The organism is Nonomuraea jiangxiensis, from assembly GCF_900099965.1.
GTDB classification, from domain to species: domain Bacteria; phylum Actinomycetota; class Actinomycetes; order Streptosporangiales; family Streptosporangiaceae; genus Nonomuraea; species Nonomuraea jiangxiensis.
Genome location: NZ_FNDJ01000053.1, coordinates 25,487 through 44,891 on the forward strand (window position 1 = coordinate 25,487; position 19,405 = coordinate 44,891).

Genomic DNA, 19,405 nt, shown 5'->3' on the forward strand with positions numbered 1-19,405 from the left:
TCATGCTTTGCTACTGGCCGACCTCGACCGTTCCGCCAGGCGGCTCCTCGTCCGCCGCCCCCATGGCCCCCGCCGTGTCATTCTCGACGAGCTCACCCTCCGGCTCAGGCGCTACAGGTAATGGTCGCCTGTGAAACAGGGAGCGGTGAACGGGCGAGGGAGGCTGGACTGCCTCTCATCGGCTGATGGACCCGTATCGTGGCTATGAGTCAGGTGTCGACGGCTTGTCCTGCGGCGCGGGCACGGTAGGTGTCTTCGATGGTGGCGCCGCTGTGCAGGCCCCAGCTGACGATCCGGGCCGGGCGCAGCAGGATCAGCGGTCGGTCGCCGTCGATCGCCTCGGCGTCGCCGCGGATCTCCACACCGCGCGGCCGCCACGGCGGCAGCACGTCGTCGATGACCAGCGCGGCGCGGCCGTCGCGTGCGACGTCGCGGAACTTCCTGGAGCGGACGAGGTTGCGCCCGCCGATCTCGACCAGCGTGCCGGTCTCGTCGAGGGACCAGCCGACGGGTACGACGTGCGGCAAGCCGTCGGCGCCGACGGTGGCCAAGCGCCCCAGCAGCCGCTCGCCGCGCAGGTAGGCCAGCTCGCGTTCGCTGAAGATACTCATGCCGTCACCGTTCGCACGGCGCGCACGGCATACGGTGAGACCGCGACCCCAACCACCGCCACCCCTCCCGCCAGCCAGAACAGCGCGGTGAAGGCCGAGTCGGGCACGGCCCCGGCGCGCCCGCCGCTGCCGGAGGCGATCACGGCGGCGGCGAGCTGGCTGCCGACGACGCCGCCGACGGTGCGGGCGATGTTGTTGAGCCCGTTCGCGGTGCCGGTCCTGGCCGGCGGCACGATGTCGGCGATCAGCTTCGGCAGCGCCCCCATGACGAGGCCGGACCCGGCGCCGACCATTCCGTAGAACACTAGGTGATGCCAGTACGCGCCGTGCGCCATGGCGATCAGCGCCGATCCCCCGGCTATCGCCAGGAACCCGATCGCCAGCGGCCAGCGGGAGCCGATCGCCTGCGAGATCCGGCCGATCGCGATGCCCGCTGGGATGATGGCCAGCATGCCGGGCAGCATCAGCAGGCCGGCGACCGTGACCGAGGCGCCGAAGCCGGCGCCGTCAGGGCCGGGCCGTTGCTGGGCGAACAGCGGGATCGCCACGTAGAAGAAGTACGATCCCGCGCCGAACACCAGCGCGGCCAGATGCGTGGCCAGCATCGGCCGGTCGGCCAGCTCCGCGACGTCGATGAGGGCGTCACTCCTGCGCCGCTCCAGGGCCAGCAGTCCGGCGGCGAGCAGCACCCCGAGCGCGAACAAGCCGAGCACCGGCGCCGAGTACCACCCCCACGAGGGGCCCTGGGTGAGGGCGAGCAGCACCGCGACGAGGCTGAGGCCGAGCAGCACAGAGCCGGGCACGTCGAGCCCGCCGGAGGCCGCGCGCTCGCCGCGGGACACCCATCGCGCGACCATGCCGAGGCTGATCAGCGCCAGCAGCGCGCCGAGGACGAACAGGTGGCGCCACGACAGCCGGTCGGCGAGCAGCCCGCCGACTACCAGCCCGGCTCCGGCCCCCGCGCCGACGATGCCGGACACCAGGCCCATCGCGGACGCCAGCCGTTCTCTGGGCAGCGCCTCGCGAAGGATCGCCATCGACAGCGGCACCACCGCCAGCGCCGCGCCCTGCACGACTCGGGCGGCGATGAGCTGGGCGATGTCCTGAGCGAGCGCGGCTCCGGCCATGCCGACGGCGTACGCGGCGAGCACTCCGACCATGACGCGGCGCTTGCCGTACAGGTCGCCGAGCCGTCCGAGCAGTGGCGTGAGCACCGCGCTGGACAGCAGGAACGCGCTGAGGATCCAGGCCGACCAGGCCGGTGTGGTGTGCAACTCGCGGGTGAGCAGGCCGAGCGCGGGCACCACGACCGTCTGCATCAGGGAGTAGCCGAAGACCGTCGTGACGAGCGCCGTCACGATCTGCCGGGGGGATGCGGGCATGGCCTCATCTCCAGATTTGATTCGTTCTACGAACAGTTCGTAATGCTAACAACATAGTTTGTGACACGAACTGTTCGCAACTACACTCAGCGGCAGGAGGTGCGGATGAAGAGCGCGATAGACGCCGGGCTCGGCTTCGCCGCGGCGCTGGTGCGGATGTCGCACCTGGTGCAGCACGTCTTCGCCGACGTCAGCCGCGAGCGCGACGTCACCCCACAGCAGGCACAACTGCTGTGCGTGCTGACGAGCGGCGACGGGATCGGGATGACGGACCTCAGCAGGCTCCTGCACCTGGAGAAGCCGAGCCTGACCGGGCTGGTGGACCGGGCGGAGCGGCGCGGGCTGGTCTGCCGCGTGCGCGACGGCGCCGACCGGCGCGCGTGCCGGGTCGAGCTGACGCCCGAGGGCGAGGTCCTCGCCGTGCGGGTGCACGGGGAGATCGTCAGCAGGCTGGAGGAGCTGGCCGCGGACCTGCCGGGCGAGGACCTGCTGCGGGTCGCCGGCACGTTGACCACCCTGCTCGCGCAGACCCACTAGACGGCGACCTTACACGCGTCCCGCGCTGTGTAGCGTGACCCGCGCCAGCGCGTGACCTGCTTTGCCGCCGGCTTGCAAGCTCTGCCGTCGAGGCGGCCGCGGGTGCGTGGCGGCCCGGCAGCACCTACGATGCCTGCAGCCGGCGAGCCGGTCCAGGGAGGGGAGGTCTTCGTCCAGGTCGTCGGGCGGGGATCACCCACCAGTCGATGGGCGAACTCCTCGCCCATCCAAGCCACCGGCTACCTCGAACGCCGCCCCGACCCCCTGACGCGGGCCCACCTGGTCTGCCTCACCGCCGCGCAGATCTGGCCTGCCTGGCTCTGCGCCAGACCAGGGACATCGAAGCCAGTGGGCCGACCACTGGCTCGCGGCGTGCCTGCACGTGTTCCCGCCCTGGCCTTCCCGCCCTGGCCGCGTCCTTGCGCCAGAGGCAGGCCACGCCTCAGCACAGGCAGACACGCGTGAGTACGAGGAACATGGTGGTGGCGGCGATGGGCGGCGTCGGCGTGGGTGACGACGGCGCCCCTGCGGTAGGAGATCTGCGGGGTGAGGCGGGATTGAGTCCATCCCGCGCCTGCTTGTACCGAGGCGCGCATCGTCGCAGCTGCGGCGACCAGGGCGAGGCTCGGTAGCGCGGCCTGGACCCGGTCGAGGGTGGGTCCGGCGGTGAACAGCGCGGTGAGGACGCCTGTGGTGGCGAGCAGCCAGAAGGCGGTGAAGATTCCGCCGAGCAGGTTGAGGATGACCGCGCACAGGATGTCGCGGGGGCCGGCCCGCCAGGCGACGTCCATGGCCTGGCGGGCGAGGGGGGCAGGCGTCTGGTGATCGTGAGGAAGCGAACTTCGGCCATCTTGTCGGCGTGGCCGTACCAGTCGGAGATCGTGATCTCGCCATGTCGAGGGCATCATCTGCCATAGCGGAGAGTATTACGGCGACCACTGACAGTTTCGTTCTGGGCGGTGGCACCGAGGCGCTGAAGGTGAGAAGGTGTTGAAGTCCCGTCGGGCATCGACGGGATCTCCGCCCTCGGTGCGGGCGAGCCACTCCCTCCAACGGTCAGGCGATCGCGGCCACGGTTAGGATCGACGAGCTCACCACCCTGCTGGAGATCCGCAGGGACGAGCTGACCAACGCCCACAGCGTCCATCGCCGCCGTGCTCGGCCCACGCGCGCAGGGCCCGCGGCGCTTCGCGGGCGGTCAGCAGGCCGGGCCGGATCGCTTGACCGGGCCGTGCGGCACGCGGCTGACCCAATTAACTGACACGCAGCAGGAGACAGGGGCGGCCAGCGTGTCTTGTCGATGGCGGGGCGTGGATGGGCTCTGATCGGTAGGGTGCCTGCAATTGGCGAGCACGGAGGGGTTGGAGGTTCACCAGATCTCTCTCAGCAGCGGAAGGTGTCCGATGCCCGGCAGGCAGCATGACCCCCGGCTGGTTGTTCGAGACCTTGTGCAGGCCGTCGTGCCGTATGACGAGCGAGAGTCCGCCGACCAGCAATGGGTGCTTGATTGGATCGATGCCGGGCACCCGCTGTTCCGCACGGCCAAGCCGGCGACGCCGCACCGTCATCTCGCGGTCTATGCCGCGCTCTTGGACGAGGCGGCCCGAACACTCATGCTCGTGGACCATGCGAAGGCGAAGGCCTGGCTCCTGCCGGGCGGGCACGTCGATCCTCAAGAAAATCCGCAGGTGACGGTCGTCCGGGAGTTGGACGAGGAGCTGAAGATCGCCCCGCCCTTCCACCTGCGGCTCGGCTCGGCTCCGTTCTTCCTGACAGTGACCGAGACCCGGCCGCCGCATTCGCACACCGATGTGACGCTGTGGTTCGTCTTCTCGGCCAGTCAGCAGCAGGAGATCGTCCCCGACCTGGCGGAATTCTCGGTGTGCCGATGGTTCGCCCTGAACGATACGGCAGCTTGGGTCGGTGAGTTCGATCCGCAGATGTTCCGATTCATGGCCAAGCTCACCAGCGCGCTGGAACTGGCTCCCGTCGGCTAGCTGGGCTGGTCCGGCTGGAGGTCGCCCAGCGTCGGCAGTCGGCCGTGCGGGGTTCGGCTGCACCTCAGGCTGCCCGCCCGGCAGGCGAACGCCGCTGCTTGCTGACCGGCTATCCCTTGGCTCAGCGCGTGGATCAACGCGGCGCTGAAGGCTGATCCGCCCCCCGGTACCTGCTGGACGGCGACAGGCAGGGCCGAGACCGTGAAGTGGTCGCCGGTGTGGGCGTTGCCGATCGCGCCGTTGCGTCCGATGGTGGATCGCAGGCGCGGCTGGCCGCTGCGAGGCCATATCGGGTCATATGCGATGATCTATCCGACCCGCGGGTATATCGCTCTCACCAGCATCCCTGGCGGGCGATCCGTCCCGTTCATCGGCCAAGGAGCACGGGCAGTGTCGGAGCAAGATCATGAAAAGGCGGTGGCCACGGCCGTCAAGGCGCTGGCACAACGCTTGCAGCACGCGATCTATCCACAGGGAAGCCGGCTGCCAGAGGTCGGTGACCTCGCCGACGACCTGGGCGTGACCCATCTGGCGATCAAGCAAGCGCTATCGCGCCTGGAGCGTAACGGGGTGCTCAGTCGGACGGCGAGGACCTCTTCGTGCCGGTCCACGTGGATCAGCCACTCCCCGAGGGCTGGGTCAGCCGCCACTATCGCGCCAGGATCGAGCAGTCAGAAGCCGAAAGCCAGGCACTGTGGCAGGAGTGGGCCAACAACGACCGCGAGATCGTCATCACAGCTCGCGACCTGGCAGCGCGCTACCCCGATGCGGTGTTGCACTTGCAGTGAGCAGGACCGCTGACCTTCTATCACGCACTGGAGCCCGAACCGTACACGAGGACCAGGGGCGAGCAGGACGGTTGTCGGCCGGCGGGAAGGGCGATGAGCTGCCAGTCGTGGCCGGTGGCGGCGAACGGGTACCACCAGCCGTCATGTCCGTGGCGGATCTCAATGTCGGCGGTGGGGTCCTTGACGCGGTTGTCGGCGGTGGTCACCGGCGCGGCCGAGTCCAGGCGCAGCGGGTTGATGGCCGCGGCGGCCTGCTGGAGGACCTCGGGGTCGTCTGGGTAGAGGTGAATCTCGGGCCGTCTCATGCTGGCGTGGTCGGCAGCCGGCCGGTCACGCACGGCATCGGCAACGGGCTGTCCTTCCCACGCCTCAACATCGCCGCCGTCGTCGGCCTGCCCGCGCGGCCTGCCCCGGCCGACATCACCACGCGCATGTGACAGCGGGCCGCATCCCGGGCAAACTCCACGCCGGGCTTGTCCCGGGGCCGACGCCATAGCCTTGGCGCTGGCCGAGGTCCCCGACGGTGTGGACAGCGCCGCCGATGCCGAAGCCCTGACCGAGCAGGTACTGCGCGACAGCGGCGCGATCGAGCTGCCGACCCGGCAACACGACCACCTCTCCAACAGCCGACGATACCCGCCTGGCCGCGGAGACACGTGGCGCTGAGCTCGACGGCAGACGTGTCAGGCACTCCCGTCCGCCGCGGCCAGGCTGCTGAGATGCTTGCGGGAGCTCGGCCGCGCCGTCCAGCTTCTCACCGCCCGCTACGCCACCGGCCAGCTCCTCACCGCCCGCTACGCCACCGGCCAGGCCGCGCTCGACTGGCGGCGTTGTCTGCGGACGCTGCCGCTGGAGGAGGCCCTGCGAGCGGCCCTCGCTGACTCGGACCCGGGTCCGCAGATCACGCTGGCTGTGGTCGTGGTGGCCGCCGAGCATCACCGCATCGCCACCGCCGCCCTCGACAGCTTGCTGGCCGAGGCCGTGCGCCGCGCCCGCAAAGCCGACACCTCGTGGGACCTCCTCGGCCAGGCCGTCGGGATGACGCGTCAGGGCGCCGCCCAGCTGTCCGGCCGCTTGCGGCAACGCACCACCTGACCCGAGTCCGACCCGTGTCACACCCCACCAGCACCCGCGGATCGATGTCAGCACGAACGCCCCCATCGCAGAATCCAGTACTCCGCATCTGCCGGCAACGCCTGCCATGGTTGAGTGCTCGGCCGCCCACCCGCATCATGTCAACAAGTCGTTGACAAGTGCAACCACGGGCCTGTATCGGCTGCTCACCACGCTGACCGACCACCGCGCGGATCCCGCCGCCGCGCTCGTTCAGCTCTATCACGAACGCTGGGAGATCGAGTCGGCCTTCTTCGCGCTGCGCCACACGCTCCTTCGCTGCCGGGTGCCGCGCTCCAAGGATCCGGTCGGCATCGAGCAGGGAGGTATGGGCCCTGCTTACGCTCTACCAGGCGCTCCGGCACGCCATGGTCACCGCCGTGGAGACGCGCTCCGGTGCTGATCCCGACCGTGCGTCCTTCACCATCGCGCTCGAAGCCGCCCGGGTCACTGTCATCACCGCTACCGACATCGTCATGCCCGTCACAGGCGGCAAAGGCGGCTCGATCGGGCACATTGCCACAGCCGTCCTGGCCGACCTACCCCCACCACGACGAGCGCGCTTCAGCGCCCGGATCGTCAAAGCCAGCGTTTCCCGCTACGGCACATGGAACCGCCGAGCTGACGACAACAGGCCAGCGACCAGCACTGACATCGCCTCCGTGGAAGTCGCCATCCAGCAGCCCAAGCCCCCGGCTGACCCGCCGAAGAAGCCCCAGCCCGCCTCACCAGTTCAGCGGCACCGCCAATCCCGACCTACCGACCAGGCCAAAGGCGCCACACCCACTCAAAGCCGCTGGCAGAAAGCCCAGGCCATCCTGCAGCAGACTCCAGAACGCCCACGACGAGCCCAGGACATCGCCGCCGCCCTCGGCATCACCGGTAAGCAGAGCCTCCACAGCTTCTACGTCCAGATGTCCGCCTGGGCCCGTCGGGGCAGACTCACCAAGACCGCTCCGGGCATCTACCGGATCGCGCACTCAACCGCTCTGGACACGGCCCCATGATCGTTGCCTTCGCGGCATTGGGTGGTCGCCTATGAAACGCCAAGACAGACACGCCGACGCCCGTCAGGCGATCTTCTCTAGTAATCGAGGGGTTTGCTGGAAAGGACGTCCCTGGTTCCTTGGGAGCTGTCAGCAGTTGCTCCAGTCCAGCCCTGGGGGTTCGGGCGGCGGCTGCCGGGCTGTGTCCAGGCGTTGCAGGGGGTGGCAACGCTTGCGGCCGTTGCAGAAAAACGCAACACCGCGGCGGTATGGCCTTATGGGGTCATCAAGCCCATCACCGATGATGAGGAGAGCCCCGACCATGGCCCGACAGGCCCCCAACCCCGACCGTCTGCCCGAGCCGCTGCTGTCGCTGCGAGCGGCGGTCATCCTTGCTCTCGCCCTCGCCGCCGGAGTCGTCGTGGGGGCCCTCACCCTGTGGACCGGTGCGGTCCCGCCGGCCGCGGTACTGACCGGGATGGCCGCGTTCGGCGGGACGGCCCGCGGCCTCCACGACGTCATCGGCAAACGGTGAGCGTCCTCGACATCCGGGCGGATCCGGGCGCTCATGGAGATGATGGACATGTGGCTGACATCGAACGCAGCACCCGGCACGTCCTCGTGGAAGAGCGGACCGAGGTCGTCCTGTTCGCGGCTGAGTTGAAGCGGTTGTTCGATACCGTCGGTCTCACCCTCGGCCAGTTCTGCGCTACCAGCCAGGGGATCATCGACAAAGGCAGCCTGTCCCGCTACCTCAACGGCAAGCGCGTCCCCCGCGAGCGGTGGCTCCTGGACCGGCTGTTCGCCCTGCGGGTCAAGGCCGGCACCCCGCTCACCGAGGAGGCCCAGGGCCATCTGGTCGACCTCCAGCTGGCCGCGCTCCAAGTCGCCCACCCTCACGACTACAAGGTTCGTCGCGTCACCGACGAACTCGACATCGCACTCACCGCCCGCCGTGAGAGCGAACGCCACGTCAACCGACTGGAAACCGAACTCACCGGCCGCGAACGACAGCTCGCCGATCTCACTGCCGACAACGCCCGAATGCGTACCGACTGGGACGCCGACCGCGACCGGCTGAACCGCGAGATCGCCGACCTCACCAGCCAGCTGAACCTCGCCCACGAGCGCCGCGCTGCCGCCGAAACCCGCTGCGCGGACCTAGAAGCCCTACTCGACCGCCTCCAATCAGGCGCGGCCGCCCGACTCCCTTCACCGTCTGGAGCCGAGTCCCGCGGCTCCAGAGACACAGCTGCGATACGAGTGATGATTTGCGACAACCCTGGGCCCTACCGCGACGGGTTGAAAATGCTCCTGGAGACGGAGGGCGTCCATGTCACCGGTGTGGCGAAAGACTTCGAGCAGCTTCGCCATTTGATGCGAGAGTCGCTGCCGGACGCCGTGGTTGTCGGCGTCCCCACGTCACCCACCCACATCGATGAGGGCATCGTCGGCACCGTTGACCTCCGTCAGCGTTATCCGAACTTGGGTGTGCTCGTCCTGGCGGCCTTTGGCGAAGCCGCGTACGCCGAACGCCTTGTGCAGATCGGCAACGGCGTCGGCTACCTCGTGAGGGACACTAACAATCTGGAGACCATCCTGGCTGCCCTCCACGGGGTCGTCGCCGGCGAGATCGTCATGGACCCGCATCTCGTCAAGCAGCTGCTCACTCGCGGGCAGACGCAGGACAAGATCAACCGACTCACACCCCGGCAGCGGGAAGCCCTCATGCTGATGGCCGAAGGGCTATCCAACAGCGGCATCGCGCGACGCATGCATATCTCTGAGAAGACCGTCGACGGTTACATCACCGCGATTCTCGCCCGGCTCGATCTGAAGGACACCCCCGAGAGCAGCCGCCGAGTTGCTGCTGTCTTGACCGCGCTCCAGGCCGGCTACCTCTCCTCTCCCCAACAAGGTGCCCCGGTCCGTCCCAACCCGGCTCTCCCAGCATGACAAGGGCCACCGCCAAGGATTCGTAGGCCGATCCAGCGACCCACCCACATCAGAACTGACCAGTGGCTGTTCGACTGCTGCAACCACCCTGAGGCTCCCGGCTCTGATTTTGCCGGTGATCAGTAGCAGCGTTTGCCGGTCAGTTCGGACAGCGCTCGGAGGTTGATCGGGCCGGAAATGTCGGTGAGAAGTAGCAGCGTCCGGAGGTGCAGACCTCTACCCCTTCGCGATCAAACAGTCACCGCTGAGGAAGAGGTCGACGGCTTGGGGGAGGGTGCATGGACGGACTCAGGCATGCAGGGTGGGCCGGTAGATGAGCTCTTGGGTGTGGCCGTCGAGCGTCCGGCTCTCGATCAGCTCAAGGTCGAAGTCGGCCGCGCCCTGGAAGATCGGGTCTACTCCGGTCTGACCGGTGATCACAGGGAAGACGGTCACCTGGACGAGGTCGACCAGGCCGGCGGCCATCAGCGCCCGGTTCAGCGACAGGCTGCCGTGCGAGCGCAACGGCACCTCGGACTTCTCCTTGAGCCGGGCGACGACGTCAACGACATCGCCGCTCACGAGGGTCGCGTTCGGCCAGTCGAGCGGTCCCTGCAGCGTGCTCGACACCACCGTTGCCGGCAGGTTCATCATCCGGGTGGCCCATGGGTCACCCCCCCTGGACTCCTCGGTGCTCGCGGCCAGCAACTGCACGTGCGCCCGATAGGTGTTGGCGCCGAAGACCATCCGCTGCTCTTGCTCGTACAGGGCGAGGCGGCGGTCGAGGAATTCGGGGCCTTGCTTGCCCCAGTATCCGCCCCAGTCGCCGCTGCTGTTGTAGGAGCCGAAGCCGTCGAGGGTGGTGAAGACGTCGAAAGTGTAGGTGGCGGCCATGATGTTCTCCTCTAATGATCAGGTGTGAAGAAACAGACTGGCAACGACGTGTCGCCCTGACTGGTTGTCTGGGAACTCGACGCGCGGAGCGACGTGGGGAACGGGGCTGGCCGAACGACTGGTCGGTCGGCGGCATCACCTGCTGGAGACGAGTTCGGCCAGGTGGTGCAGCGAGTTGATGAGATGGTCGGGGCCGAAGGGCGGGAACTGGATGTATTCGCGGCGGAACTGCGGCACCGCCGACCAGTCGTAGGTGAGCGTGACCTCGGTCTGGGACGGGCCGAGCGGTGCGAGGTCATAGCGCCAGAGCCAGCCGCCGAGCTCCAGCTGGCCGTCGTCCTTCTCCACCCCGGTCAGCCAGCCGATGGCGTGCGGTGCCTGGAACACCTCGACCTTGTTGACCACGCGGTAGTCACCGTCCGGATGGTCGGCGTGGTGCATGTCCATCCGGAAGATCTGCCCTGCCTCGGTGAGCGGCGCCTGGTTGACGGCTTCCTGCACCCAGCCCGTGCCGTCGATCGCCGCATGGCTGGTCGGGTCCGCCAGCACTGCGAACACCCTCGCGGCGGGTACGGCGAAAGTCAGGGTGGCGCTCACGCTCTCCCGCTCCATGGTGTGGACGTTCGTGGTCATCTCATGCTCCTTGCCGGGCTCGTCGTGTCTGCAGGAAGGTTCGTTCGGTGTCGTTGGTGGCCAGGGTGATGGCCTCGTCGTAGGCGGCGACCGCCTCGGCGGTACGGCCCAGACGGGCCAGCAGGTCGGCGCGGGTGGCGGGCAGCAGGTGGTAGCCCGGCAGGTCCAGATCCTCGATGGCGGCCAGAGCCGTCGCCGGTCCGTGTACCTCGGCGACGGCGACCGCGCGGTTGAGTGCCACGATCGGGGTCGGGGTGTGGTGCAGGAGCTGGTCGTACAGCGCGAGCACCTGAGCCCAGTCGGTCGCCGGCCCGTCGGTGTGCACGGCGTTGATTGCGGCCTGCAACTGGTACGGTCCCGGCTGGTTGCGGCGCAGGCAGCGGCGTACCAGCTCGTGTCCCTCGGCGATCAGCTCGCGGTTCCACAGCGACCTGTCCTGCTCGGCGAGCACCACCAGCTCGCCCGAAGGTCCCACCCGCGCGGGCCGGCGGGCCTCGGTGAGCAGGAGCAGCGCCAGCAGCCCGATCACCTCCGGCTCATCAGGCATCAGCTCGGCGAGCGCCCTGGTCAGGCGGACCGCCTCCAGGCACAGGTCGGTCCGCAGCAGGTGCCCGGACGTCGAGGTGTATCCCTCGTTGAAGACCAGGTAGAGCACGGTGAGCACCGATGCCAGCCGGTCGGGGAGTTCGGCGGCGCCGGGCACCCGGTAGGGGATGCCGGCGTCGCGGATCTTCTTCTTCGCGCGGACGATCCGCTGGGCGACGGTCGCTTCGGGCACCAGGTAGGCCCGGGCGATCTCGGCCACCTCCAGCCCGCCGAGCAGGCGCAGGGTGAGTGCGGTCTGTGCCGGCGGCGACAGCGCCGGGTGGCAGCAGGTGAAGATCATGCGGAGCTGGTCGTCGCGCACCGGTCCCATCTCCTGTGGTTCGTCGACGTGGTGCAGCAGTAGCGCCTGGGCGTGGCGGGCCTCGCGGGTGGATTCCCGGCGCAGCCGGTCGATCGCCCGGTTGCGGGCGGTGGTCACGATCCACGCGCCGGGATTGGGCGGCGGCTGCTCGTCCCACTTCTGGACGGCCACCGTGAACGCGTCCTGCACGAACTCCTCGGCCAGTCCGATGTCACCGAGCAGGCGCGTCAGCGTGGCCACGCATCGGCTGTATTCGGCCCGGTAGATGCCGTCAAGATCCACCGGTGCTCACGTCCACTGCGCGTCTTCGAACGGGCGCACCTCAATCGGGGACCCGCAGGCCAGCGCGCACCTCTCGCCCCAGGCCAGCGCTTGGTCCAGGTCGTCGCACTGGATCACCCAGAACCCGCCGAGCTGTTCCTTGGTCTCGGCGAAGGGGCCGTCGGTCATCGTGGTCACGCCGTTGCCGGGGCGTACGACGGTGGTGGCGTGCGAGCCCAGCAGGCCGCCGACGAACACCCAGCAACCGGCGGACTGCATGTCGGCGGTCACCTGGCCGGTCCGGGCCTGCTGCTCCCGCAGATCCTCCTCGGACGGCCACGGTGCGCTCTCGTCGTACTGGACGGCCAGCAGGTACTTCTTCACGGGCGAACTCCTTGCGAAAAGCGGGTCAGGCGGACAGGCGGCGGGCGATGGCCGGGATGACGATCGAGGCGGCGACCACGTGGGTCACCATCAGCAGCACCTTCGTGGCCACCGACGCGCCCACCAGCGCATCCGGTACCAGGGACAACGCGGTGAGCGCAAGCGTGGCGCGGACGAACGTCGTGCGCGGCCGGCGAGCCCAGCGAGCCAACCCTACGGCCAGCACCAGGCCCGCCACGGAGAAGATGACGGTCAGCATGGCGAACCCGGACGCCGGGATCGGCGCGCCGCCGACAACGAGGCTGATCCCGGCGAACTCACCCGCTGTGGCGACGGCCGCGGTCGCCGCGCCTGCGACCATCGCGGCGGTCAAGCCGCCGATGATCAGCGGCTTGGCGGGAGCGGTGGTGGTGATGACGGACATTGCAGACCTCCGGTGAGTGGTGACCGGCTCCTTGCCGGCCTCTCACCCTGGCTACGAACGGGCTCGACGCCACTCGACATCACCGCAGAAAAAAATCTGAAGACCTATTCACTCCGACCGCGTCAGAGGCATCAAGGCCTACTCGCCACGAGCGATCCGACGGCATCCGCCAACCACGGCATCACCGGCGTGATCCCACCCCGCGAAGCACATCACTGCTCTCGCTGCAGGCCCTCGGGGCGCTGTTACTTCTCGGCGACATCGTCTTCAAGCGGAAAAGATCGCTGTTGCAGCAGACCGTCAAACGCTGTCACTTGTCACCGACAGAACCACGGCTCGGTAGTCGTGTGCACACGACTTCGGGAATCTGTGCACGCGACTGCGAAAAGCGACACAGTACCCGAGGCTGTACAAGCACTGGCGTTGGATCACCACCATGCCCGCCGTCTGGTGACCGGGGTGACAAGAGCCGTATAAATCGAGAGGTTTACCTACGGATCTGTGGGAGCCGGGAGGTGAGATCCCTCCCGGCTACCCGACCGCGTGCAGGTTGATCGTTTCCCAGCGCCGTCGGATGGACTTACAGGCTCTGGCTCACTCTCGATGATCAGCTGCTTAGGGTGGGCTCGGCGGAGAGCGTTCAGAATTGGACGTTGGTCATCGTGTACCACGTCGGAACGCATGCCAGCAGGGCCAGTGCGACGAGGACCGCGAACGACGTGAGTGCGCGTGAGGTGGTGAGGGGCGCGGGTGCAATGGGCCGCGGCTTCCATCGTCCGACCGCGATGAACGCCGCGACGCCTCCCAGCAAGAGATTCGCGGGCACCAGTGCGTATTCGCTGCGCGTGATATGGAAACCAGCCGCGAGGATCATCGTCAGTGTCAGGCCGACGGCGGCGAGCGGCGTCAGCATCGGTTTGACTTTGGTCATCGCCGGCAGGATCAGGCCGACGCCGCCAAGTGTCTCACAGGCCCCGATGAAGACGATCAGGGGCTGCGGCACCGCGGCGTACCAGGCCACGGCCCGGGGCGCTGCCGCATACAGAGCCGCGTCGTACAACAGCACTTTGCCGAAACCGCTGCCGGCGAAGAAGAAGCCGAACAACGCTTGCAGTGACCAAAGTGCACCGTTGAGCGTGAACCTCATTCCACGCCTCTTAGGCTGCTGCTCAATGTCCTTGACGCCGAGCAGGTTGCCGCTGACATGCCTGTTCATGCTCTATCACTGCCTTTCTCATCGGACGAGGTGGCGCGGCGGCGTCGGGGTTCATCGGTCTTGAGGCAGCCCGAGGACGTTGCCGTCGGGGTCGGTGACGGTGGCCACGAGGCGGCCGCCGCCGACGTCGTGCGCGGCCTCCTTCACGGTGGCCCCCCGGCGATCACTTCGGCCAGCTTCGCTTCGATGTCCAGTACGTGCCAGTACGCCACCGGCGAGGTCATGCCCTGCGGCCCACCGCCAGGCACCAGCCCGATGTGCTGCCCCCCGACCTCGAAGCCGACGTAATAGGACGAGTCGGTCTGTGGCACGACACCGAGGAGGGCCGCGTACACCGCCTTGGCCTTGGCCAGATGGGACACGGGATGCAGCACGGTCTTGATTTCCTGGGAGGAAGAGCCGGTCATGGTCGCTCCTGTTGTCGTGGGTCGCATCGACCCGCTGTTCGCGTGTGCTCAGCTTTTCGCCCGGCCTGGCCGCTCCACATCCGTGGTGACCACGGATTGTCAGTACGGATGGATTACGGAGGGAATGCGGCAAACTTGGACGGTGGTGACAGGAGGGGAGATTTCGCCTCGGGAAGCCGAGGTGATGGAACTGGTCGGGGCCCATCTCAGCAACGCCGAGATCGCGGCACGGCTGTGCATCTCGGTGCGTACCGTGGAGAGCCATGTCTCCTCGCTGCTGCGCAAGCTGGAGGTGCCGGATCGGCGAGCGCTGGCCCGGCGTGCGCTCACGCCGGCCCGCCCGGCACCGGTTCTGCCGACCCCGCTGACCTCGTTCATCGGCCGGGTGAGCGAGCGGGCCGAGCTGACCGAGATGATCAAGGCGTACCGGTAGGTGACCGCGGTCGGCCCCGGCGGAGTGGGCAAGACCCGGCTGGCGTCGGCGGTGGCCGCGGAGGTGGCCGGCGAGTACGCCGACGGGGTGTGGTTCGTCGACCTGGTCCCGGTCACCGATCCGGGCCTGATCGCGGCGGCGGTCGCGGGGGCGCTCGGCTTCGGTGAGCAGCCCGGCCGCGACATGACCGAGTCCGTGGTCGCCGCGCTGGCCGACCGTCATGCGCTGCTGGTGCTGGACAACTGCGAGCACGTGGTGGACGGGGTAACGCTGTTTCTCGAGCGGCTGCTGGCGGCGTGCCCGCGGGTGACGGTGCTGGCAACCAGCAGGGCGCGGCTGATGGTGCCGTTCGAACGGGTGTATCCGGTCCCGCCGCTGTCGCTGGCCGTCGATGGCGAGTCGGACGCGGTCGCGTTGTTCATGGAACGGGCGGCGGCGGTTGGCTGGCCGCTGGATCCGCCGCTGCGCGACCAGGTGGCCGCGATCTGTGAGCGGTTGGACGGAATGGCGTTGGCGATCGAGCTGGCCGCCGCCCGCTCTCCCATGCTCGGGTTCGATGGCATTACCACCGCCCTGTCCCACCCGCTGCGGATGCTCACCGGCGGCTCCCGTGCCGATGACAGGCATCGCTCGGTGCGGGCGGCGCTGGACTGGAGCCATGCCCTGCTGGAGCCGGCCGACCGGGTGCTGCTGCGCCGGGTGTCGGTGTTCGTGGCCCCGTTCACCGCCGCGGCGGCGGCGGAGGTGACCGGGGACGAGGACGCGGAAGGCATGGTCGCCGACGGCCTGGCCCGGCTCGCCGAGCAGAGTCTGCTGACGGTGACGACATCCCTGGGCGGGACCGGGTACCGGGCGCTGGAGACCATCCGCACGACTACCAGCTCATCACTTGATCAACTCGGTCCCTCAGAAGGAGCCGCACCCATCCCAGAAGCCGTTCCCTGAATTATCGACGCCGGCGTTCCGGAACGCGTGTGTGGCCGGTTCGGCGCGGTCGTATCGCGCCGAACCGGCCCACTACTAGTAGGGCCGCTGGGGCTCTGCTTCCTTGACGGGAGTGCCGTCATCCAACCGCAAGCTGTCGCGAGGCGTGTTGCTGGCCGCCGGAGGGTTCGCCGGAGGCCGGAGCTTGTCCCGGAGGTTGTAACGGATCTCGTTGCCCTTGCGATCGCGAACGGGCTTGCCGTCCGGACCGACGACAGCAACCGAGTCGGGAATCTTGGCCGGGTCGACGGAGCCGTCGCTGTTGACCCACGGTGGGGGCGGCGGGGCGGGGTTTGGGTCAGCCTGTGCGGCCATGGTCAGGCCTAAGCCGCCCACTAGAGCACCGACGGCGACGGCTCCCGCCAGCCGCTTCCATGTTTTCCCTGTCATTGATTTCTCCCCATTTGTGAGGGTTATCCGGGCGTCATCAGGCCGGCAGGTAATGGCTTCCGGACCACAGCGGCCCACCGAGCCACTCGGTGCCGTTGAGCGTGAAGGCGGCGGTCATGGTCCCGTAGTAGCCGGGTCCGCAAAGCGGGTTGGCCCCAAAGTCCCAGGCGATGGCGAATGAGTGGGAGGTTTGCGGGTTGTAATGCCAGTCGGATACGCCGCAAATACGCCACTCGGTGCCGTTCCAGTAGTACCAGTCGTAGCGGAGCGCCATCCGTCCAGCGCCCTGGGTCGGTGTTGTGTCGCGGCAGTCGTAGGATCCCCACGGAGTCTGAAGCTGGTAATCCTGAGCGACATCGGATCTGGTGTATCCTCCTCCGCCGCCGTGGGAGACTTCGGCCCGCGCCCAGGTGCAGGGGCCGTCGCCGGCGTACACATGTCCATCGTCGTAGATCACGTCCGCGCTCGCCGGGGAGGAGAGCGCCAGCACCAGCAGGGACACGATCGCGGTGACGATGGCGCCCCTGCTCCACAGGGACTTGGCGCCCCCGGGTGGACGCATCCGCTGACGAGGCGGCGCGAATGGTTCACGTCCTGTCGTCATACTGATTCCTCTCAGTGGACGTTGTTTGTCCGGCTCGGTCGGCAACGTGCACGCTTAACCGTGATGGTGTGTCGGGCGGCGAATTGCCTAGAAATAGCGTTTGGTGGGTGTCAGGAGGTGACGTACTTCCCGTTTTCTCCCTGCCGGGGAGATGCACCCCGACTAAGGAACGACCTCCGCGTCGGGCGCCTGCCAGCGGGCGAGGTCCCGGTTGCGATGAGCCGATTGCCGCTGTACCGCTTGGCTGGTCTTCGGATGCGTTCTCGTTCGGTGTGCGCTCAGCGGAAGTCGAACTCGCTGGTGAAGGTGGCTGGACGTCGGCCATAATGATCCCTCGATCGGGTCCCAGGTGGAGTTCGACCTAGCCCTTATGGGTACCGATACTATCGATAGTCTAACTATCACCACAAGAGGGAGGCTACGCATGCGGGTCGGCGAACTGAGCAAGCGCTCGGGCGTGGCCATCGCGACGATCAAGTTTTACGTCCGGGAAGGACTCCTTCCCCCCGGCCTGCGCACCAAGGCGAACCAAGTCGACTACAGCGAGGCCCACCTTCGCCGCCTCCGGTTGGTGCGCGCCCTGCTCGACGTAGGCGAACTGTCAGTCGCCACCGCCAAAAGGATCATCGCCGCACTCGACGACCCCGACGAGTCCCCGCTTACGAGCATCGGCAGGGCCGCCTACGCCCTGGCCCGCGGCTTCCCGGCCGCGGTGCCGCCAGGCGCGGACGATAACGCGCGTGTCGGCGCACTAGACCTCGACACGGCGAGCGTGACCAGGGTCAACGACCTCCTCGACCGTTACGGCTGGACGGTCAGACCCGATAACCCGGCCCGGGCCCAGTTGGCCTCGGCCATCGCCGCGGTCCAGGCGCTCGACATGGGCGACGCCCTCGACCTGCTAGACCGCTATGCGCAGGCGGCACACTCCGTTGCCGAAGTCGACGTCGAGCTCGCCCTCTCACCTGCGACGCTGGAGGAGTCGACCGAACGGATGCTGGTCTGGACGGTGGTCGGAGACCGTGCCCTGAGCGCTCTGCGTCGGCTCGCCCAGGAGGCCGTCATCATCAAGCGGATGTGAGTCGGCCGTGCCCGATCGACCGATGGCACCGGAACCCCTGATCGAGAACACACTCCCGCCTCCACGTGGCGCGCACTCTCCCCGCGGCCGGTGACGATCTGCAGCAGGAGCATCCGCATCAACTGCGGATCATCCTGGCCGGGCAGCACGCGGGTCACCTCACCGGAGGTGATGGTGAGGGTGGTCGTGCTCGGCTCGCCGAGTGCGGGCAGGCAGGCGGAGATCTGCGCGAGGGCATGGTCGTCGACCTAGTGGGTCTCGTCGCTGATCAGCTGTTGGCGCGGCAGTCGGGTGCGCTGCCGCAGCCAGGTCGCCGGATGCGCGTCAGTGAGCGCGTCCCAAGGGGACGGGCCCAGGACCTGTGTCCCCTCCTGCCGGTGGTCGATCACGAAGGCCATCAGATCCGCCACGGACCTAAGAGCTGTTTCTTGGATCAGGTTCGGAGCCAGATGACCAACGCGGCCAGGGTGACGGTGCCAAGGAAGATGTAGGCGCGCTTGTCGTAACGCGTGGCCACGGCCCGGAAGTTCTTCAGCCGATTGATCGCCCGTTCGACGACGTTGCGCGCCTTGTAGCGTTCGGCGTCAAAGCCGGTGGGCCGACCCCCTGCCGAGCCGCGTCGGCGGCGGTGGGCGCGTTGATCGCGTGGTTCGGGGATGGTGTGGCGGATCTTGCGGCGGCGCAGGTGGACGCGGTTGGCGCGGGAGGAGTAGGCCTTGTCCGCGGCCAGGCTGTCGGGCCGGGTACGCGGACGTCCCGGCCCCAGCCGAGGCACCCGGATGGCGCCCAGCACTCGCCGGAACTGCGGGCTGTCGCCATACTGGCCCGGCGTCAGCACCAGCGACAACACCCGGCAGCGGCCATCCGCGGACAGATGGATCTTGGTGGTGAACCCGCCACGGGAACGGCCTAAGCACTCCCCAGTCTGACCACCTCCGCCAGCCGGGCGGCCAGCCTGGCCAGCACCGGATCGCCCCGCTTTGTCCCGGCGGCATCCCCCCTTTTGCCGCCCCCGGATGCAGGAGGTGCAGGGGGCGGTGTGCGAGGCGCGCCGGCGGCATGCTGATGCGCCCTCACCGTGGTGGAGTCCACGGAGATATTCCAGTCCACCCGCCCCTCGGCGTCCTGCTCGACCTGGATCGCGGTCAGCAGCATCTGCCAGGTGCCATCGGCCGACCAGCGGCGATGCCGCTTGTAGACCGTGATCCACGGACCGAACCGTTCGGGCAGGTCCCGCCACGGCAGTCCGGTGCGGGCCCGGTACAACACGCCGTCGATCGTTCTGCGGTGGTCATTCCATCGCCCGCCCCGCTGACCGCCCTCGGGTAGCAACGGTTCGAGCCGCTCCCACTCTGCGTTGGTTAAGTCTCCTCGCCCCATACGCCCATCGTGACGATTCAACCACGATCAGTCAGCAGATCTAAGAAACAGCTCTTAG

Annotated in this window: 28 protein-coding genes and 1 pseudogene; 14 read left to right on the forward strand and 15 right to left on the reverse strand. The window is 68.2% G+C overall.

Annotated features, from left to right (window positions below):
• Positions 1-209: 209 nt before the first annotated feature.
• Entirely contained in the window at positions 210-611 is a 402-nt protein-coding gene (locus BLS95_RS52770; RefSeq protein WP_090947194.1) for a PPOX class F420-dependent oxidoreductase, read from the reverse strand.
• Positions 608-1,993 carry an MFS transporter gene (locus BLS95_RS52775; RefSeq protein ID WP_090947195.1) on the reverse strand — a complete coding sequence of 462 codons (1,386 nt, stop codon included), beginning with the start codon at positions 1,991-1,993 and terminating at the stop codon, positions 608-610. Before BLS95_RS52775 ends, BLS95_RS52770 begins: the two co-directional genes overlap by 4 nt.
• A gap of 105 nt (positions 1,994-2,098) precedes the next feature.
• Between BLS95_RS52775 and BLS95_RS52780 the strand changes: the two genes are divergently transcribed.
• Positions 2,099-2,530 (forward strand): MarR family winged helix-turn-helix transcriptional regulator, encoded by a 432-nt coding sequence (locus BLS95_RS52780; protein WP_090947196.1) that lies wholly within the window; start codon positions 2,099-2,101, stop codon positions 2,528-2,530.
• A 239-nt stretch (positions 2,531-2,769) separates the two neighbouring features.
• Here BLS95_RS52780 and BLS95_RS52785 read toward each other — a convergent pair whose 3' ends face one another.
• Positions 2,770-3,321: a hypothetical protein gene (locus tag BLS95_RS52785; protein WP_090947197.1), complete on the reverse strand. Its 552-nt coding sequence runs from the start codon at positions 3,319-3,321 to the stop codon at positions 2,770-2,772.
• 612 nt (positions 3,322-3,933) lie between these two features.
• Between BLS95_RS52785 and BLS95_RS52790 the strand changes: the two genes are divergently transcribed.
• The 3 genes and pseudogenes from BLS95_RS52790 (at position 3,934) to BLS95_RS58790 (ending at position 5,315) form a co-directional block, all read left to right on the forward strand.
• Entirely contained in the window at positions 3,934-4,527 is a 594-nt protein-coding gene (locus BLS95_RS52790; RefSeq protein ID WP_143044306.1) for an NUDIX domain-containing protein, read from the forward strand.
• A 303-nt stretch (positions 4,528-4,830) separates the two neighbouring features.
• Positions 4,831-5,106: pseudogene (locus BLS95_RS60160) on the forward strand (GntR family transcriptional regulator); the annotation flags it as partial.
• A gap of 20 nt (positions 5,107-5,126) precedes the next feature.
• Positions 5,127-5,315 (forward strand): hypothetical protein, encoded by a 189-nt coding sequence (locus BLS95_RS58790; RefSeq protein ID WP_245765822.1) that lies wholly within the window; start codon positions 5,127-5,129, stop codon positions 5,313-5,315.
• 20 nt (positions 5,316-5,335) lie between these two features.
• Here BLS95_RS58790 and BLS95_RS52800 read toward each other — a convergent pair whose 3' ends face one another.
• Positions 5,336-5,620 (reverse strand): hypothetical protein, encoded by a 285-nt coding sequence (locus tag BLS95_RS52800; RefSeq protein WP_143044308.1) that lies wholly within the window; start codon positions 5,618-5,620, stop codon positions 5,336-5,338.
• A gap of 6 nt (positions 5,621-5,626) precedes the next feature.
• Between BLS95_RS52800 and BLS95_RS59460 the strand changes: the two genes are divergently transcribed.
• From BLS95_RS59460 to BLS95_RS52815, 7 genes are all read left to right on the forward strand, one after another.
• Positions 5,627-5,752, forward strand: coding sequence for a hypothetical protein (locus BLS95_RS59460; RefSeq protein WP_281250148.1), 126 nt, complete (start codon positions 5,627-5,629; stop codon positions 5,750-5,752).
• A gap of 61 nt (positions 5,753-5,813) precedes the next feature.
• On the forward strand, positions 5,814-5,981 hold the full coding sequence (locus BLS95_RS56600) for a hypothetical protein (RefSeq protein ID WP_176993910.1): 168 nt from the start codon (positions 5,814-5,816) through the stop codon (positions 5,979-5,981).
• A gap of 57 nt (positions 5,982-6,038) precedes the next feature.
• A complete protein-coding gene (locus tag BLS95_RS52805; RefSeq protein ID WP_090947201.1) occupies positions 6,039-6,410 on the forward strand; it encodes a hypothetical protein in 372 nt (123 codons plus the stop codon).
• A 151-nt stretch (positions 6,411-6,561) separates the two neighbouring features.
• Positions 6,562-6,831, forward strand: a complete 270-nt coding sequence (locus BLS95_RS55275) for a hypothetical protein (RefSeq protein WP_143044309.1) — start codon at positions 6,562-6,564, stop codon at positions 6,829-6,831.
• The gene (locus tag BLS95_RS55280) at positions 6,809-7,435 is read left to right on the forward strand and encodes a hypothetical protein (protein ID WP_143044310.1); all 627 of its coding nucleotides are present in this window, start codon (positions 6,809-6,811) and stop codon (positions 7,433-7,435) included. Before BLS95_RS55275 ends, BLS95_RS55280 begins: the two co-directional genes overlap by 23 nt.
• A gap of 301 nt (positions 7,436-7,736) precedes the next feature.
• Positions 7,737-7,949, forward strand: a complete 213-nt coding sequence (locus tag BLS95_RS52810) for a hypothetical protein (RefSeq protein WP_090947202.1) — start codon at positions 7,737-7,739, stop codon at positions 7,947-7,949.
• A 50-nt stretch (positions 7,950-7,999) separates the two neighbouring features.
• Entirely contained in the window at positions 8,000-9,370 is a 1,371-nt protein-coding gene (locus BLS95_RS52815; RefSeq protein WP_090947203.1) for a LuxR C-terminal-related transcriptional regulator, read from the forward strand.
• A 288-nt stretch (positions 9,371-9,658) separates the two neighbouring features.
• On the opposite strand, the gene BLS95_RS52820 is transcribed toward BLS95_RS52815, so the two are convergent.
• From BLS95_RS52820 to BLS95_RS52850, 7 genes are all read right to left on the reverse strand, one after another.
• Complete coding sequence (locus BLS95_RS52820; RefSeq protein WP_090947204.1) at positions 9,659-10,243, reverse strand: dihydrofolate reductase family protein; 585 nt, start codon at positions 10,241-10,243, stop codon at positions 9,659-9,661.
• Positions 10,244-10,378: 135 nt separating this feature from the next.
• On the reverse strand, positions 10,379-10,876 hold the full coding sequence (locus tag BLS95_RS52825) for an SRPBCC family protein (protein ID WP_090947205.1): 498 nt from the start codon (positions 10,874-10,876) through the stop codon (positions 10,379-10,381).
• A gap of 1 nt (position 10,877) precedes the next feature.
• On the reverse strand, positions 10,878-12,065 hold the full coding sequence (locus BLS95_RS52830; RefSeq protein ID WP_090947206.1) for an RNA polymerase sigma factor: 1,188 nt from the start codon (positions 12,063-12,065) through the stop codon (positions 10,878-10,880).
• A 6-nt stretch (positions 12,066-12,071) separates the two neighbouring features.
• Positions 12,072-12,428, reverse strand: a complete 357-nt coding sequence (locus BLS95_RS52835) for a YciI family protein (protein WP_090947207.1) — start codon at positions 12,426-12,428, stop codon at positions 12,072-12,074.
• A gap of 25 nt (positions 12,429-12,453) precedes the next feature.
• On the reverse strand, positions 12,454-12,852 hold the full coding sequence (locus BLS95_RS52840; protein ID WP_090947208.1) for a DUF6069 family protein: 399 nt from the start codon (positions 12,850-12,852) through the stop codon (positions 12,454-12,456).
• Positions 12,853-13,492: 640 nt separating this feature from the next.
• Entirely contained in the window at positions 13,493-14,068 is a 576-nt protein-coding gene (locus BLS95_RS52845; RefSeq protein ID WP_090947209.1) for a DoxX family protein, read from the reverse strand.
• Between the two features lie 143 nt (positions 14,069-14,211).
• Positions 14,212-14,475, reverse strand: a complete 264-nt coding sequence (locus tag BLS95_RS52850) for a VOC family protein (protein ID WP_245765823.1) — start codon at positions 14,473-14,475, stop codon at positions 14,212-14,214.
• Positions 14,476-14,599: 124 nt separating this feature from the next.
• Between BLS95_RS52850 and BLS95_RS59465 the strand changes: the two genes are divergently transcribed.
• Both BLS95_RS59465 and BLS95_RS52855 read left to right on the forward strand, forming a co-directional pair.
• Positions 14,600-14,908: a response regulator transcription factor gene (locus BLS95_RS59465; protein ID WP_281250149.1), complete on the forward strand. Its 309-nt coding sequence runs from the start codon at positions 14,600-14,602 to the stop codon at positions 14,906-14,908.
• Positions 14,909-15,853, forward strand: coding sequence for an ATP-binding protein (locus BLS95_RS52855; protein WP_245765824.1), 945 nt, complete (start codon positions 14,909-14,911; stop codon positions 15,851-15,853).
• A gap of 466 nt (positions 15,854-16,319) precedes the next feature.
• Here BLS95_RS52855 and BLS95_RS52860 read toward each other — a convergent pair whose 3' ends face one another.
• The gene (locus BLS95_RS52860) at positions 16,320-16,784 is read right to left on the reverse strand and encodes a hypothetical protein (protein WP_143044311.1); all 465 of its coding nucleotides are present in this window, start codon (positions 16,782-16,784) and stop codon (positions 16,320-16,322) included.
• 526 nt (positions 16,785-17,310) lie between these two features.
• Between BLS95_RS52860 and BLS95_RS52865 the strand changes: the two genes are divergently transcribed.
• On the forward strand, positions 17,311-17,967 hold the full coding sequence (locus BLS95_RS52865) for a MerR family transcriptional regulator (protein WP_090947211.1): 657 nt from the start codon (positions 17,311-17,313) through the stop codon (positions 17,965-17,967).
• A 248-nt stretch (positions 17,968-18,215) separates the two neighbouring features.
• On the opposite strand, the gene BLS95_RS56605 is transcribed toward BLS95_RS52865, so the two are convergent.
• The 3 genes from BLS95_RS56605 to BLS95_RS60170 are packed head-to-tail and all read right to left on the reverse strand — an operon-like array spanning position 18,216 to position 19,347.
• Positions 18,216-18,377, reverse strand: a complete 162-nt coding sequence (locus tag BLS95_RS56605) for a hypothetical protein (protein WP_176993911.1) — start codon at positions 18,375-18,377, stop codon at positions 18,216-18,218.
• A gap of 23 nt (positions 18,378-18,400) precedes the next feature.
• Entirely contained in the window at positions 18,401-18,985 is a 585-nt protein-coding gene (locus tag BLS95_RS60165) for an IS5 family transposase (protein ID WP_425434810.1), read from the reverse strand.
• A complete protein-coding gene (locus BLS95_RS60170; RefSeq protein WP_425434809.1) occupies positions 18,877-19,347 on the reverse strand; it encodes an IS5 family transposase in 471 nt (156 codons plus the stop codon). Before BLS95_RS60170 ends, BLS95_RS60165 begins: the two co-directional genes overlap by 109 nt.
• Positions 19,348-19,405 lie beyond the last annotated feature (58 nt).